At 64.5% G+C, this 17,787-nt stretch carries 4 protein-coding genes and 1 pseudogene; all 5 read left to right on the plus strand.

Translation table 11 applies throughout. From position 1 onward, the window contains the following. Window positions 1–155 precede the first annotated feature (155 nt). Entirely contained in the window at window positions 156–12,686 is a 12,531-nt protein-coding gene (locus M5G11_RS06610) for a filamentous hemagglutinin family protein (RefSeq protein WP_273911185.1), read from the plus strand. A 581-nt stretch (window positions 12,687–13,267) separates the two neighbouring features. Next, window positions 13,268–13,640: pseudogene (locus M5G11_RS27740) on the plus strand (transposase); the annotation flags it as partial. Between the two features lie 208 nt (window positions 13,641–13,848). After that, a complete protein-coding gene (locus M5G11_RS06620) occupies window positions 13,849–15,489 on the plus strand; it encodes a ShlB/FhaC/HecB family hemolysin secretion/activation protein (protein ID WP_273911187.1) in 1,641 nt (546 codons plus the stop codon). Between the two features lie 30 nt (window positions 15,490–15,519). Next, a complete protein-coding gene (locus M5G11_RS06625) occupies window positions 15,520–17,325 on the plus strand; it encodes a DUF2341 domain-containing protein (protein ID WP_273911188.1) in 1,806 nt (601 codons plus the stop codon). Window positions 17,326–17,335: 10 nt separating this feature from the next. After that, entirely contained in the window at window positions 17,336–17,761 is a 426-nt protein-coding gene (locus M5G11_RS06630; protein ID WP_273911189.1) for an ExbD/TolR family protein, read from the plus strand. Window positions 17,762–17,787 lie beyond the last annotated feature (26 nt).

Genomic DNA, 17,787 nt, shown 5'->3' on the forward strand with positions numbered 1-17,787 from the left:
TGCAAGCGCCTCGACGGTTCAACAGCTTTTCATGAAGTTTGCGTGACAAAGGTTCGGTCGCTCCCTGCGCCAGCCGCCTTAGACGTATGGACAGTGCCACCCACGCCGGCACTGAAAAACGAACAACACGTGACAGTGCAAAAGGAAGTGTGACGATGCACCTCGGCAAACCCCGCAGCGCTTCGAAGGTTCTCCCTGGCAGTCAAACGCCGTCGGTTCTGCGGCTCAAGCCCCTGGCCCAGATTATCGCCCTGTGGGTGCTGGCCAGTGGTGCCCAGGCAGCGCCGGCCTTCAGTTCCGGCTGGTTTGCCAACAAGGCCGGCCAGCCTGGCCCGGCCACTGGCAGCCAGCCTTCGGTACAGCTGCCAGGCACACCGCCGCCCCTGGCCCAGCAGCAACGGGTCAACCAGCAGCTGCAACGCTCATTGGGCAACCTGAACAACACGGTGGCCGCCATTGCTGCGCAGCAGGCAAGCCAGGCCGCCGGGCGCCAGGCGGCATTGAGTATGCCCAGCAATATTCCCAACGGCTTGGGCGAGGGCGGCTTGAAAGTCGACAGCAACCCGCTGACGCAGGGCTGGGTCAATGCCAGCGCCCCGCAACAGCAGCAGGTTGACGGCAAGACCACCGTGACCATCGGCCAAACGGCCGACAAGGCCATCCTCAACTGGGAAACCTTCAACGTCGGCCGCGACACCACGGTCAACTTCCAGCAGCAGGCCGACTGGGCAGTGCTCAACCGGGTCAACGATCCCAACGCCCGGCCCAGCCAGATCCAAGGCCAGATCAAGGCCGATGGCACAGTCATGCTGGTCAACCGCAACGGCATCCTCTTCAGCGGTAGCAGCCAGGTCGATACCCGCAACCTGGTGGTGGCGGCAGCAACCATCAGCGATACCCAGTTCCGTGAACGCGGCCTCTACCATGACGCCGACGGCACTCAAGCGACCTTCACCGATGCTGCCGGCAACATCGCGGTTGGCCGCGGTGCACAGCTCAATACCCGGGCGCCGGCAAGTTCCACCCAAGGGGGCGGCTATGTGCTGCTGCTCGGCCAGGAAGTCGACAACGCCGGCAGCATCATCACCGCCAAGGGGCAGACGGTGCTGGCGGCCGGCGATACGTTCTACATCCGCAAGGGCGTCGGCACGGAGGGCAACACCACCTCGACCACCCGTGGCCTTGAAGTGGCGGCTACCCGCAAAGCCGGCAGCAGTGCGGGTGCAGTGAGCAACAATGGCCTGATCCAGGCCGCCAATGGCGACATCCTCCTGACCGGGCACAAGGTGGCGCAGAACGCCGTGGCGCTGGCCAGCACGTCGGTCGATGCGCGTGGCGCCATCCACCTGCTCAATGCCGCCAGCGACAGCGATGGCAGCGTGACCCTTGGCCAGGGCAGCACGACGGCGGTGTTGCTGGATGCCAGCTCGGCCGGCGCCCTGGACAGCCAGCGCAACGGCGCCCTGACCGCCCTTGGCGGCCTGGGCAATCGTATCGGCGGAGCCTTCGACAACCTCAGTGGCGTTGCCGATCGCCGCGATCAGTCGCGGGTGGAAATCGTCAGCGGTGGCACCGTGGACTTCCAGGATGGCTCCATCACCCTGGCCACAGGTGGCCAGGTCGCGGTCAGTGCCGGTAAACGCAGCCTGGTGCGTGACGGTGCCGTGATTGACGTGGCGGGTGCGGTCGGTGTGCAGTTGTCGATGCAGAGCAACAGCATCAAGGTCAACGTGCAGGGCAACGAACAGCGCGATGCCTCGGTCAACCGCGAAGGGGGTGCCCTCAACAGCAAGGATGTCTGGGTCGATATTCGCGAACTGGTGCATGTACCTGCTGGCACCAATGGCAGTACCGCCGAGCGTTGGTACACCGCCGGTGGCTTGCTGGAGGTTGGCGGCTATCTGGGGACGAGCAACCACAGCCTGGGCGAGTGGATGGCCCAGGGCGGGACCGTCAGCTTTACCGGCAATGATGTGGTGAGCCAGGGCGGATCGCAGATCAATCTGTCCGGTGGCAGCCTGGACGTGCAGGGCGGTTACTTGCGCCAGAGCTGGCTCAAGGGTGCTGACGGGCGCCTCTACGAGGTGTCCCGCGCACCGGGTGACGTGCTTTACCAAGGGATCTACCAGGGCTTCGAGCAAAGCAGTGCACGCTGGGGCCAGAGTACCCACTATTACAACCCGCTGATCGCACCACGACAGCGCTACGAAAATGGCTACAGCGTTGGCCGTGACGCCGGCAAGCTGGTGATCGGTACACGCAATGCGGTGCTTGAAGGTGAAATGCTCAGCCAGACCTACCAGGGCGACCTGCAGGATCGCAAACCCGGCTTGGCGGTCGATGGCTACCTGCAATCGCACAAGGCCCTGGCCCGTGGTGCCCAACTGATCATTGGCGACTACCTGGCCTACTACCACAAGGACAGCAACCAGCTCCTCGAGCAGTTGGGCGCCAGCAGCCGCACCTTGCAGTCGGTGGTGTTCGCCAACGATACCCAGAAGATCGCCACGGCGCTGGACCTGCAAGGGCTTGTGCCACAGGACCGTCAAGGCCGATTGCTGCTCGACAGCCAACAGTTGAACAGTTTCAACCTGGGCGCAATTCGGGTGGCCGCCAACCAGCAGGTGCGGGTCGAAGGTGATCTGCAGGTGGCCAATGGTGGTGAAATCGCCCTGCATGGCCCGCAGGTTGAAGTGGGCGGCAACCTGACCGCGCACAGTGGCAGCCTGGTGCTGGGCAACGTTCGCTACCAGCGTGGCAACGGGCAACGCCTGGAAGACACGCTGATCGGCACCCTCGGCCAGCAGACGGCAACGGTCAGCCTGGCCAGCGACAAGCGCCTGGACACCAGCGGAGCGTGGGCTGATGTGAGCCTCGATCCACTGAACCAGGCGGGCCTTGCCTGGATCGACGGGGGGAATGTGTCGATCCGCAGCAGTGGCAACGTGGCCCTGGCAGACGGCAGCCTGATTCGTGTTGATTCGGCGGCCGGCCTGCTTGCCGGGGGTAGCTTGCGCGGTGGCAAGGGCGGCAACCTGACGATTGCCAGCGATGACTTTGCGGGCAATGGCAGCGGTGTGCTGAGCCTGGGTAGCGCGCTGCGCGGCTACGGCGTCAGTGGCGCAGGCACGTTGAGCCTGCAAAGCAACCGGGTGCAGATCGGTGGGGCGCCGGGCAAGGACGCCGGTCTTTACCTGGCGCAGGATTTCTTCGACAAGGGCTTCGCCAGCTACAACGTCATCGGCAGTCGCGGCCTGAGTGTGGCCGCTGACAGCCAGGTGCAGGTGAGCCGTCCGGTTTATCAGGTGCTCGACAGCAGCGTACAACAGCTGGATCTGTGGACACCGGCGCTGTATCAGGAAGATGCCAGCCGTGGCCGCCTGACCCAGCGCGCCGGGGCAAGCCTGACCTTGCAGGCAGGCACCACGCAGACTCAGGCAACTGACGTTCCAGGTATCACCCTGGACATCGGGCGTGGCTCGCGGATCGAGGTCGACCCCACTCAGGCGATCACCCTGCGCGGGATCGGCCAGATGACCCTCGATGGCACCTTGCGTGCCCAGTCGGGCAGCGTGCGTATCGAGGCGTTGCCATTTGCCGTGCAGGGCGCACACCAGCGCGCCATCCATCTTGGCGACCACGCACTGCTGGACGTGTCGGCGCAGGCTGTCACTGCACGCGATGCCTTGGGCCAGCGCTATGGCTTGGTGCGCGATGGCGGCAGCATCGTGGTGGGTGCAGCGCTCGACCCGCTGACCGGCAAGGCGGCTGCCCCCGATCTGTTCGTGCAGATGGACAGCGGCGCTCGCCTGCTGGCCTCGGGTTCCCAGGCCACCCTCGATGTCATCGGCCAAGGTCCGACAGCGGTGGCCAGCAATGGCGGCAGTATCGCCATCAGCTCGAAGAACGGTCTCTACCTGGACGGTCAGTTGCAAGCCTTGGCCGGCGGCGCCGGTGCGGCGGGCGGGCGGCTGTCGGTGGCCCTGGAAAGCGATATCTACGAGCGCACCCTCGACGGCGTCGAGCAGATGCTCAAGCCGCGCGAGCTGCTACTCAGCCAGCTACGTCGAACCTACGACACTAAAACCCTGAAATACGGCCATGGCCACCTGAGCGTGGAACAGGTTGACGCGGGTGGCTTCGATAGCCTGGCATTGCTCAGCAACGGCATGATCAGCTTCGACGGTGATGTGCAGCTTGAACTGGGGCAGAGCCTGGCGCTCTATTCGGCGGCCATGGGCCTGGCTGAAGGGGCTGCCGGCAATAGCCGGGTCAGCCTGAGCGCGCCCACCGTACGCCTGGCCGGGGTGCCGATCCTGACCAGCGACAGGGCGATCGTGCCCGTGGTGCGCGGGGGTGCTTCGCAGCAGCACAACCAGGCACACCTGAGCGTCGACAGCGGCCTGCTGGACATTCGTGATGAAGTCGTCTTCGGCGCCCGCGGCACAATCGAGCAGGTCGGCGGGCCGGGCCTGCTGCTTGACCGTCGCGGCTTCGCCACGATTGACCTGCGTAGCCGTGGCGACCTGCGCTTGCTGCAAGCAACCGGCACGAAGTCCTTCACCCGCTTGACTACCCCTGGCGAGCTGAACCTTGTTGCCGCGCAGATCTACCCGGGCACCAACGCCAAGGCGGTGATCCGCGCCGATGAACTGCGCATCGCTCGCGCCGCCAGCGCCGACCCTGCGCAGCCGTACAGTCTGTTCGGCAGCTTGGCCCTGGAAGCCCGGGTGATCGACCAGGGAGGGGTAGTGCGCGCGCCGCTGGGCAGCCTGGCCCTGGGGTATGACGCGACGACAAACGCTACCGAGCAGGTCAACCTGTTACCCGGCAGCCTGACGTCGGTAAGCGCCGCAGGGCTGTTGATGCCGTATGGCGGCAGCGTTGATGGCCTGGAGTACCGTTACGCGGGCCAGTCCCTGACCCAGAGCCTGCTCAGCACGCTGCCGACACCCAACGCATTCTCTGTGCGCTTGACCGCTCAGGCGGTCGATGTGCAGGGCGGGGCGGTGATCGACCTGTCCGGTGGTGGCGAGGTTCAGGGGGCCGGGTTTGTTTCCGGTCGTGGCGGCTCCACCGATGCACGCTTGTACCCACTGGTACAAACCGCCAGTGATGGCCGATTCAGCCTGCCGAGCCTTGCCGACAACCCGGTCTACGCGCTGGTGCCGGGGGTGCAGGCCGGTTACGCGCCGAGCGCCGCCGATGCTGGCGCCGGTGATCCGCTGCTGGGGCAACAGCTCACCCTGGGTGCTGGCGTGCCGGGCTTGCCTGCCGGCACCTACACCTTGTTGCCTTCGACCTATGCACTGTTGCCCGGCGCATTCCGCGTCGAACTCAACGGTGCGCTCGGCCTGGGGGCCGCGCAACCCACGGTAGCCATGCGTAATGGTTCGTGGAGCAGCTCCGGGCAGTTGTCGATCCAGGGTACCTCGTTCGCAGAGAATCGCTCGCGGCAGTTCATCCTGACTTCGGCCGATGTGTTGCGCCGCTATTCGCAATACAACGAAACCAGCCTGGCCAGCTTCATCACGGCCGATGCCGCGCGGCTGGGCGTGCCGCGCGCGGCCTTGCCCGCCGACGCCAAGGCGCTGACCCTGAACTTGTTGACCAATCGCACCGGGCGGGACGCCTTCACCTTCGACGGCACGCTGCACGACAACGCCCAGCAAGGCGGGCGGGGAAGCACGGCAACATTGATTTCAAGCAATGTGCGTATCGAGGTCATGGCAGCGGGCGCGCAGGCCAGCGCCGGTTTCGATGGCATTTCAGTGCATGCCGACCAGCTCAATGCCATTGGTGCCTCAAGCCTGCGTATCGGCGCGCTGAGCAGCGTTGCCTACGGCCAGGGGGGCAACTACATCTCCTTTGACGAGCCGGTAATCACTGCCGGCAAGGACGTCTACCTGCGCAGCGGCGCCGAGCTGCGTGCACCCGAGGTGATGCTGATCAGTGGGCGGACGGACGGCGAGATCGTGGTCGAGCAGGGGGCTCACATCAATACCCTCGGCCTGGGCAAGCCTGGCTACGACTCGAAGGATGGGTTTATCTATGCCGCCGGCAGGAACAGTGTGCTGGCGGTTTCCAATGGTTGGCTGGACATTCTCGCGCCCTCAGCCAGCAGCAACCAGAGTGGTGCCGGACGCATTCTCATCGGGACCTGCGCCTCGGTGTGCGCCGGCCAGACCCAGTTGTACTCCGAAGGCACGATTGCGGCGGCTACCGACAAACAATTCGAACTGGGTGATCAGGTCGCCTACGGCACGCGCAACCTGACCCTGGCGGTGGGCGGGATCAACGTCGGTACCGCGCAGAGCCTGTCGGCCATGGCGGCGCAGGGCTTGTTGCCCAATGGCCTGACCTTGAACCAGAGCCTGCTGCAACGCTTGCTGCGCGGTGACACCCAGAACGGTGCGCCGGCCCTGGAAGCGCTGACCCTGAACGTGCGCGATGCCATGAACTTCTATGGCAGCGTCAGCCTGGACACCTTCGACCCAGGCACTGGGCGCTCTTCGCTGGCGCAGTTGGTCCTCGGCACCCCGGCCATTTATGGCTACGGCACGGCGCAGGATGTCGCCAGCATCCGCGCCGGCAGCCTGATCTGGAATGGCAGCGCTCAGGCACCGGGTACGCTGGTAGCGGGTGGTGCCGGTAGCGGCAGCGGGCGCCTGACCATCCAGGCCGAACGTGTCGAGCTCGGCTATGGGCCAAAGACGCAACCCAAGCAAGAGGAGTCCGCGCGCCTGGTCCTGGGGTTCGACACCTTTGAGCTCAACGCCAGCGAGCGGGTAACTGCCAACCACAAGGGCAACCTCAACGTTTACCAGCAGCAGGGTGCCTACGAAAGCGGCAAGGGTTATGCCTACAGCGGTGGCAATTTGCTGATCAACACACCGTTGATGACGGGTGAAGCCGGCTCGGTCAGCCGCATCACGGCAGGCGGCGACCTGCGTGTGCTGGGCGTTTCGGGTGCGAAAGCGGCGACCGTCGACAAGCTGGGGGCGCAACTGACCCTGGAAGGTCGCAGCGTGCTGCTCGACACCCAGGTCAGCCTGCCCAGTGGCAAACTCAGCGTGCACGCTGAACAGGAGCTGCAACTGGGCGCCAACAGCCGGCTGGACCTGGCTGGGCGCGCTGTCGCGTTCAACGATGTGAACAAGTACAGCTGGGGCGGTGATCTGACGCTGCAAAGCCGGCACGCCAATGTTCTGCAAGCAGCCGGTGGTTTGATCGACCTGTCTGCCCGCAACAACCAGGGCGGCCTGTTGACGGCCATTGCGCTGGACGAGGGCGCGGGTTGGGTGAGCTTGCAAGGCAGCCTGCTGGGTGGTGCGACCGGCCACTATGATGCCGGCGGCACCTGGGTGCCGTTCAAGGCCGGCGGGGTAGATATCCGTGCCCAGCACCTGGACGATTTCGTTGCGCTCAACCAGCGCCTGAATCAGGGCCAGTTCTTTGGCCGGCGAAGCGTGCAGCTCAAGCAGGGCGACCTGGTGATTGGCGACGAGCTCAAGGCCAGCGAGATCAACGTGTCGCTGGACAACGGCCACCTGACGATTGCCGGGCGGGTCGATGCCAGCGGTGAGCAGGTGGGCAGCATTCGCCTGGCCGGGCGCCATGGCCTGAGCCTGCTCGATGGCGCGCAACTGGACGCCCACGGCAGCCTGTTGCGGGTCGACAGCTACGGCAAGATCATCGATGCACCGAACCGCGCGAGCATCGAGCTGAATGCCGGCGACGGCCGCTTGACCCTGGCGGCAGGCAGCCGTATTGACCTGCGCCATGGTACGGCGGCAACGCCGGGCAAGGCTGCCGGCCAGCATGACGGCCAGGCACGTGGCACGCTGGAGCTGTATGCCCCGCGCCTGGGTGGGGTCAGCGCCGGGGATATCGACATGCTCGCAGCCACGGGCCTGAGTATCGACGGTGCCCGCTCGATTGCCGTCAACGCCAACTGGCGCTATGACGATAGCGACAGCGACGCGGTGATACGCGATGGCAGCCAGGCGGTAAGCCAGAAACCTTACCGCGAGATCAACCAGGCCTACCTGGACCTCAAGCATGCCCAGAGCACGGCGTTCATCCAGGCGGCATTGAGCAATGGCAACCTGCGGGACAACAAGCTCGCCGGCCTGACGGGGACTTACGCCGAGCAATTGCACCTGCGACCTTCGGTGGAAATCAGCAGCACGCACGACATCGTGGTACAGGGTGATCTGGACCTGTCCGCTTACCGCTATAACAGCCTCAACCCACACACCCCGATGACCTCGGTGTATGGCTCGGGCGAGGTCGGCAACCTGCTGCTGCGCACGGCGGGCGATCTGAGTGTGCTGGGCAGTATCAATGACGGCTTTGCGCCGCCGCCGCCGACACCCGACGACAACGGTTGGCAATTGCTGGCTGGCCTGCAGCCCTTTGGCGGTGACGTGGTAGTACCGGGCCTGGGTGTGACCCTTGCCGAAGGTACGACGTTCCTCAGTGGCAAGACGCTGAACTACGAATTGCCGATCAAGGCCACGACCTTCGTGGCCGGCATGGTCCTGCCCGTCGAAGGTGTACTGGCCAAGCCCCTGAACCTGATTGCCGGCAGCGTCTTGAGTGCCGATGTGTTCGACGCCCAGGGCCGCCTGATGTACCCGGCCGGCACCTTGCTGGCCAGCGCCGTGACCTTGCCAAGTGGCACTCGCCTGGCTGCCGGTACGCGCCTGGCGTCCTCGACGGCGTTGCAAGCGTTGCGCTGGCCCAAAGGCGTACCGCTGCCAACCACGCTCAACGATATTCTCAGCCAGCCGGCGTTCGTGGTGCTCGATAGCAACCTGGCCTTGCTGCAGGGTGCATTGATTCCGTCGCAGACCAACGTAAAGCTGCCGGGCAATGCCTTGTCGCTTGACCTCAGAACGGTAGGTAGCGCAGGGCAGGGCAGCAACTGGGCGATTGCGCCGATGCTGGCGGCGGGATCGCAGTCCTGGTCGTTGCGCCTGGTGGCCGGGGCCGACCTGGCGGCAGCCGACAGCCGCGCGGTGCTGGCCGACAGTACGGGGCAGGTAATGCTCTCTGATGCGCACTATTCGTTGTACCGGGACCGGGAAATTACCCTGGTACCAGGGCAGGCGGCAGGCAAGTGGTATCTGGGCCCGGCGGCGAGTACCGATGACTGGAGTTGGGTGGGCGCGGAGGGCGATCCGTTGCCGGACTGGTTCGGCTTGGGTGAGTGCGAAGGCGCGCCGGATTTGTGCGTATTCAAACCTACGTATACCTGGGCCACCGGAAACGGTGCCGGCGGCACGCCGGGTAGCGCCGTCGACGATACCGAGCGCAACCTGTGTGACAGCAACCCGGCCTGGTGTGTGGCCGACCCAGGTACGCCCGATCAGTATGTGCCGGGCGATGTGAACCGGATCCTGCCGATGGCCCCGGTGTTCAGCGTGTTGCGCACCGGGACGGGCGATCTGGACCTGGTCAGCGCGGGTGATCTGTTGCTGGGTTCGCTGTTTGGTGTGTACACGGCGGGCACCAATGCCAGCGACGTCAGCGCAGGCTACAACCGCAAACGCGGCACTGCCGAAAATGGCACGGTGCTGGGGGGGTACAGCCAGTCCGAGTTCTACAAGAACCTGCAATACAAAGACGGTAGCGAACCCGGCAAAGCCAGTTTCGCCCAGCAGGTTGCCGGGTATGAGCAGCTGGTTGACGGCAATAGCCTTTACCAGGCCTGGTACCCCGAAAACGGCGGCAACCTCTGGCTCAGTGCGGGGGGCGACCTGCGCGGGGATGTCCTGGCCACCACGCAAACCACTGTTGACCGGGCATCCTCTTCTGTAGACATGGGCAACTGGCTGTGGCGCCAGGGCAGTGGTTCAGCGGCACTGGACGAAACCATTGCAACGGCCTGGTGGATCAACTTCGGTAGCTACGTGCTCAATGAGCGCGCCATTCCACAAGTAAGCGGATTCACTGGCTTCGGTACATTGGGCGGCGGTGATGTCGAGGTTCGCGTCACGGGCAGTGCGGGTGCACTCGCTCGACGTGGTACGCCGTTGATGAACGAGGATTTGCGCAGTGAAGGCCTGATCGTTGCCGTGGGCAGTACCGGCCGGGTATCGGCCGATCAGCGCCTGGCCTTGACCGGTGGTGGCGATCTGCAGATGCATCTGGGGGCAAGCCTGAACCCATCGCCCACGACTACCCTGATTCGCCGAGGGGTTGGCAACCTCAACCTCAATGGCGCGCTGATCAACTTGCGTGGCACGGCCGGTGTGAATGCCGGGGCCTCGGGCCAAATCGACCTGGTCTATGGGCGAGATAGCCACCAGCAGGATCCGCGAGAAGTCCGGGCCTACGATACCTTCAGTGCTTCGATGGCCACTGCCAGTGGTGGGCTGGTGCTGGTGCCAGGTGATGCCACGTTCAATCTCAGTACGCGGGGTGACCTGGTGCTGGGCGGGGTCTCCGATCCAGGCCGGGTCCGCCTGAGCAACACCTCGTCCTATACCCTCGGCGGTGTCGAGCATGGCGATGGGGCCAGCGGGTTCTCGTTGTGGACCGAGCGCACGGCCATCGACCTGTTTGCTGCCGGGGGCAACCTGACACCGTCTACCCAAGTGGGCGACACGCTCTCGGATGGCACGCCGCGTGCGAGGTTCAACACCACGGCCAGCGACGGTCGCTTCGTCTACCCGTCGATCCTGCGGGCAGCAGCGGGCGGTAGCCTGTACTACGGGGCGTCGGCGCAATACTCAGGTGACAACCGACCGATGGCCGATCTGTATGGGCTGCTGCTTGCCCCGGGTCGCCAGGGGCAACTGGAGCTGTTGGCCGGCAACTCGATCTATGCCGCAGGGTATGCGATCAGCACGTCCGGGGCACCGGCGGCGGCCTTGGCCACGCCGTTCGCCCCGGCATTCGTGGGTGGCAACCGGGTGAGCAATCTGAGTGCTGACGGGATCAAGCCGAGTCTCGGCAGCTACCCGCTGTTTGCCTTTGGCGCTGACTCGGCCAGCGTGCTGCAGGCCGCTGCGCAGCCGACCCGCATGTATGCCGTCAACGGTGATCTGGTCGGGGTGCGTACGGGGGAAATCCTGCAGTTCTCGCCGCTCAGCCGTAGTGGCGCGACCTGGTATGTGGGGGCTGCGCCGGTTTCGATGTATGCCGGGCGCGATATCGTCAACAGCGGTACGCCATTGTCGCAACCGGGCGGCGTGGTGTTCGAGCTGACCGAAAGCATCAGCGGTGGCAGCCAGTCACTTGGCAACCTGTTCGCGCACAGTGCCATTACCGACCACTCGCAGGTGGTGGCGGGGCGCGACATCCTGTTCAGCAGTTTCAACGTGGCGGGGCCGGGCACATTGACCTTGAGCGCCGGGCGTGACATTCGCATGGAAGACCGAGCTTCGCTGACCAGCCTGGGGGCGATTGTCGCGGGTGACAGTCGCCCTGGGGCCAGTGTGTTGATGCAGGCGGGGGTTGCTAGCAATGGCCTGGATTACCAACGCTTTGCCGCCCTGTATCTGGACCCGACAAACCTGGCCGCCAGCGACCAGCCGTTGGCCGCGCAAGCGGGCAAGGTGGTCAAGACCTATGCCGAAGAGCTACGCCAATGGCTGGCTGATCGTTACGGCTTCAGCGGCACTGCCGAGCAGGCACGTGAGGTCTTTGCCGGGTTGTCGGTGAGCGAGCAGGGGGTGTTTGCCCGCCAGGTCTACTTTGCCGAATTGCGCGCTGGCGGTCTGGAGTACAACACTACGGGTGGTCCGCGCCAGGGCAGTTACCTGCGTGGGCGCAACGCCATCGAGGCGTTGTTCCCAGGGCGGGATGTGGCGGGCAATCCGCTGAGCTACGAGGGCGATATCGTCATGTATGGCGGTGCAGGCGTGCACACCAACTTTGGTGGCGACATCCAGATGTTCACCCCGGGTGGGCAACTGGTGTTTGGTGTCGAAGGTGAGGCGCCGCCGTCGACGGCGGGGGTGATCACCCAGGGGCAGGGCAATATCCAGTTGTATTCCAATGGCAGCATCCTGTTGGGGCAAAGCCGGGTGATGACTACCTTTGGCGGCTCGATTCTGGGCTGGTCGGCACAAGGTGACATCAACGCCGGGCGGGGGTCGAAGACCACAGTGGTGTATACGCCGCCACGGCGCGTGTATGACAACTGGGGCAATGTGCGGCTGTCGCCTAGCGTACCGAGCACCGGGGCAGGTATTGCCACGCTCAACCCGATTGCCGAGGTGGCGCCGGGGGACATCGACCTGATTGCGCCGCTGGGCACCATTGATGCCGGTGAGGCCGGGATTCGCGTGTCGGGCAACGTCAATATCGCCGCGTTGCAGGTGGTGAATGCGGCCAACATCCAGGTCCAGGGGGATGCCAAGGGCATGCCGGTGGTGGCGTCGGTGAATACCGGGGCGATCAGTTCGGCCAGTGCTGCGGCCTCGTCCGCCAGCCAGGCGGCGGAGGATGCCGCGCGTCAGCAGCAGTCGGCGGCGCGGCAGCGCCAGCCGTCGGTGATCACCGTGCAGGTGCTTGGGTTTGGTAGCGAGCGTCTGATTCCGGGGCGGGATGGAGCGAGCCTCAGCCCGCAGTACAACCGGCAAAGCCCGGTCCAGGTCCTGGGGGCAGGGGCGCTGGATGAGCAGGCGCGGGCGCAGTTGACGGAGGAGGAGCGGGGGAACCTGACGTTGTAGGTTTTGTGTTGGACCGCCGGCTTCCCTTGTGGTCGTCGGTGGTGTCATCACTGGGTAGCCGCCTTTAGGAGCCCTCACGGGCTCCAGCGCAGCCTTTCGGCAGCGGCTACAAAAGCTGTGCAAGAGAGCTCCCTCGCACCCCCCCCATGAAGCTTTAACCACTGGTGTAGCCGCTGCCGTCAGGCTGCGCTCGCCTGCGTAGCGGGCGCCGCCTTTGGGAGCCCTCACGGTCTCCAGCGCAGCCTTTGGGCAGCGGCTACAAAAGCTGTGCAAGAAAGCTCCCTCGCAAACCCCCCCATGCAGCTTTAACCACTGGTGTAGCCGCTGCCGTCAGGCTGCGCTCGCCTGCGTAGCGGGCGCCGCCTTTAGGAGCCCTCACGGTCTCCAGCGCAGCCTTTCGGCAGCGGCTACAAAAGCGGTGCAAGAAAGCACCCTCGCAAAAATCTCCATGAAGCTTTAGTGACAAAAGTTCGGTAGCAAAGCGCCACCTCCGTCATGGGTATGTGCAGTCACTGGGCAGCCGCGCAGTGACCAAAGGGAGTGGAGCGATGGGGACTATGGAACGCTACGCGAAAGTGGGAATGCAGGAGCTCGACCAACGTCTGGCCAAGATCGTCGAAGCCGCGCGCAAGCAGCCGGTGTCGGTGTATCGCTACGGCGCACCGTGGGTCTGGATCGTTTCCCAGGACGACTGGCAGAGCGCGCTCAAGGAAGTCGCCAGCTGCATTCCTCCCGGTCACTCCCTGGTGCTGCTCAAGCCGCGTGTCGAAGAAACGCTGCTGGCCCACGATGAAATCCTCAACGCACTGGCCCGCAGCAGCGGCATGACGATCTCCCCACACACCCTGATGCACTTGCTGCTGTTGCAACTGCTCTATTCGGTGCCCAGCGAAAAACAACTCTATGAACAGCTCAATTACAACCTGCTGTTTCGCTGGTTCGTTGGCCTGGAACTGAAATCCAGGGTGTGGAATTTCAGTCTGTTCAGCCATGACCTGAACGCAGTGCTCGCCAGCGAGCAGGCCGTGCGCCTGCTCCAGTCGATCGTCAATGAGGTGTGCTGCGGCGCTCTGCTGCAGATGCCGGAATTCAGTCTCAACCTGGCCTTGCTGCATAGCTGGCTGGCCAAGCACTCGGGCCAGGGCGGCCCGAACAACCACGCATGAACGCGGCCGTTGGGCCTTATGGATTTTCAGAACGAGGGGGCGGTGTGGAGCATTTGTTCTTCAAACGGCATGGCGCGCGCGCAGGGCTGCTTCTGGCCCTGGTCAGCAGCACCGCGACAGCGAACGATACGGCGCCGGACGCCGAGCGCCGGGTCGATATCAATGAATACGTGGTACGCGGCAATTCCGTGCTCGACAGTCGGGCCATCGAGGAAGCGGTTTACCCCTTCCTCGGCCCGCAGAAAAGCCTGGCGGACCTTGAAGGCGCTCGCGAAGCCCTGCAAAAACGCTATCAGGCACTGGGCTACCAGTCGGTATTCGTCGAGTTGCCCGAGCAGAAGGTCGAGGGTGGCATCGTCTATCTGCAGGTCAGTGAAACCAAGGTCGGCCGGGTCCGCGTGGTCGGCGCCAAGCACTATTCACCGGTGCAGATTCGCGAGCAGGTACCCGCCCTCAGCGAAGGCCAGGTGCCGGACTTCGCCAAGGTCCAGGGCGAGCTTGCCGAGCTCAACCGCAACCCGGGCCGGCAAGTCATGCCACTGGTACGAGAAGGCCAACGCCCCGGCACCATGGATGTCGACCTGCAGGTCGAGGACAAGCAACCCTGGCACGCCAGCATCGGCCTGAACAACGACTACAGCGCAGACACCGAGAAACTGCGCAGCGTCGCGACCGTTGGCTACAACAATCTCTGGCAGCTGGGCCATGCGATTTCGCTGACCTGGTTCACCGCCCCCGAAGACCGCGACAACGCCGAAGTTTGGTCCGGGTCCTACAGCGCACCGCTGAATGAGCGTTGGAGCGTGCAACTGAGCGGCTACAAATCCGACAGCAACGTCGCCACCGTCGGCGGCAGCAATGTGCTCGGCAAAGGCCATTCGTACGGTATCTCGGCCATTTACACGCTGCCCAGCGAAGGCAACTGGGCACATTCGCTCTCGGCCGGGATCGACTTCAAGGACTTCGATGAGCAAGTGCGCTTTGGTGACAGCTACGACACCGTACCGCTCAAGTACGCGCCGATCTCCCTGGGCTACAACGGCTACCGCTACAGCGAAGCCTCGCAGCTGGGCCTGGGCCTGAACCTGGTGGCCGGTACCCGCCGTCTGTTCGGCTACGGCAGCAACGACCAGAGCTTCGACTACAAGCGTTATCGCGCGGACTCAAGTTTCGTGCTGCTCAAGGGCGACGCCAATTACACCTTCAGTGTTGCCGGTGACTGGCAAAGCGCCTCGAAAACCGCGTTCCAGCTGGCTTCCGGGCCATTGGTGTCGAACGAGCAGTTCGCCGCAGGCGGCGCCACGTCGGTACGTGGCTACTTGGCCGCCGAGCGCACGGGGGACAACGGCCTGTTGTTCTCCCAGGAATTACGCACGCCGTCGCTGGGCAAATACGTTGGCAGCTACATCAGCGACTGGCGCTTCTACGTCTTCGCCGAAGGCGCGCAGCTGTCGCTCAAGGACGCACTGCCAGAGCAGGACGACAGCTACAGCCTGGCCAGCGTCGGGATCGGCACCCGCGCCACGCTCAGCGATTGGTTGTCCGGCAGCCTGGATTGGGGCTTGCCACTCAAGGACGGCCCCAACACCGACAAAAATGACTCGCGCTTGCACTTCAGCGTGCAGGCAACTTTCTGAATCCGTCGCTATCGACCCTGGAGATATTCCATGCAACGCCTCATCTTGACCCTGCTCATCTGCCTGGGCTTTGCCCTGCCGGGCAGCGCCAATGCCTGGTGGAAGGACGACTGGCAGTACCGCAAGCAGATTTCCGTGGACACCACGCCGCAGGGCGCCGCACTCAATCAGGCTCTGGGCCGTACTGCCTTGCTGGTGCGTCTGCACACCGGCAACTTCACCTTCGACGGCGTCAACGAGTCCGGGGACGATATCCGTTTCGTCAGCAGCGATGACAAGACCGTATTCAACCACCAGATCGAGAGCTTCGATCCGCTGATGGGCATGGCACTGATCTGGGTCGACGTACCGCAGGTCGAAGGTGGCCAGCGTCAGGACATGTGGATGTACTACGGCAACCCGAAAGCGCAGCCGGCCAACGGCCAGCCGGTGTTTGACGCCGACTACACGGCGCTCTACCACTTCGATGGCTCCAGCCCGCGTGACAGCAGCCCTTATGGCAATCAGGCGCTAGGCACTGCGGTCAGCGTGGAAGGGGTGATTGGTCGCGCCATCCAGTTCAGCGGCCAACCGCTGGTGTTGCCACCGAGCCCGTCGTTGCAACTGCCCGCCGGCGCTGCCTTTACCTTCAGTGCCTGGGTCCGCCAGGACCAGGCTGTTGGTGATCAGTTGTTGTTTGCTCGGCATGACGCCGGCAACAGCCTGCTGCTTGGGGTAAGCCAGGGCATGCCGTTCATCGAGGTCAATGGCCAGCGCAGCGCGGCTGGCCAGGTACTCAGCCCGGGCCAGTGGCAGCATGTCGCCCTGCTGGGCGAGGGCGGCAAGCTCAGCCTGCTGGTGGACGGCCGCGAAGTGACCAGCCTTGCCAGCAGCCTGCCGGCTTTCAACGCGGGCATCGCCATTGGCGGCGATCTGGCCCCGGCGCAAGGCCAGCCAGCCAGTGCCTTCGCCCCCTTCGTGGGCGCCATGGACGAGCTGCGCCTGTCGCGCATCGCCCGCAGCCTGCCGGTGCTGCAAGCCGACGCGCTGGCCCAGGGCGCCGAGTCGCGCCTGGTGGTCTACGGCGTGGACGAAGAACAGTCAGGTTTCGGTTTCGGTAGCCTGGGCTTCCTGCTCAATGCAGTGCCGGTGGATGCCTGGGTAATCATTGCCGTGCTGGTGCTGATGATGATCCAGTCGTGGATCATCATGCTGCGCAAGAACCGCACCCTGAACCGTGTCGTGGCGGCAAATGATCAGTTCCGCGAGCAGTTCGCCTTGGTGGGCACTCGCCTGGAGATGTTCGCCGACGATGCCGGCCTGGCGCAGCGCCTGGAGCATTCGTCGCTGTGGCGTCTGTACCAGGTCGCGGTGAAGGAAATCCGCACGCGTCGTGCCCAAGGCGCCGACACTTCAAGTGTCTCGGCCGCCACTATCGAAGCCATTCGCTGTTCCATGGACGGTGTGCGCACCCGCGAAAACCAGGCCCTGGGCGCGAAGCTGTCGAGCCTGTCCAACGCCATCGCCGGCGGCCCTTACATCGGCCTGCTCGGTACGGTGCTGGGGATCATGGTGGTGTTCCTCGGCACGGCCATGGCCGGTGACGTCAACATCAACGCGATTGCCCCGGGCATGGCCGCCGCGCTGCTGGCCACCGCCATGGGCCTGTTCGTCGCGATCCCCGCGCTGTTTGGCTACAACCGCCTGATCACCCGCAACAAGGAGGTCAGCGCGGACATGCGGGTGTTCGTCGACGAGTTCATCACGCGCCTGGCCGAACTGCATGGTGAAGGCCAGGCCGGTGAAGCGGGCCACCGCCGCGCCGGGCAGGCCGTCAACACATCCGTACCGGCCTGAGGGGACTGCCATGGCAACCGTGAATGCTTCCCACGACGATGACGATGACGCCGCCGTCGACAGCATCAATATCACCCCGCTGGTGGATGTGTTGATGGTGGTGCTGGTGATGTTCATCCTCACCGCCACTGCCCAGGTCTCCGGCATCCAGATCCAGTTGCCCAAGGCCAGTGCCTCGGTGTCGCTGGCGCAACCCAAGACCAAGGCTATCTCGGTCAACGATGCCGGGCAGGTGTTCCTTGATGCCTACCCGGTGACCCTGCGCGAGCTGGAAGACCGCCTGCGCAGCGAGAAAGCGCGCAGCCCGGACTTCCCGATCATCGTGCGCGGCGACGCCGCCGTCCAGTACCAGAAAGTGGTCGAGGTACTTGACCTGCTGCGGCGGCTGGAGCTGGCCCAGGTCGGGCTGGTCACCGGCAAGCCGAACCAGGGTTGAGGACGCACATGGACCAGAAACTCAAC

The sequence above is a fragment of the Pseudomonas fontis genome, assembly GCF_028656955.1.
Classification (GTDB): domain Bacteria; phylum Pseudomonadota; class Gammaproteobacteria; order Pseudomonadales; family Pseudomonadaceae; genus Aquipseudomonas; species Aquipseudomonas fontis.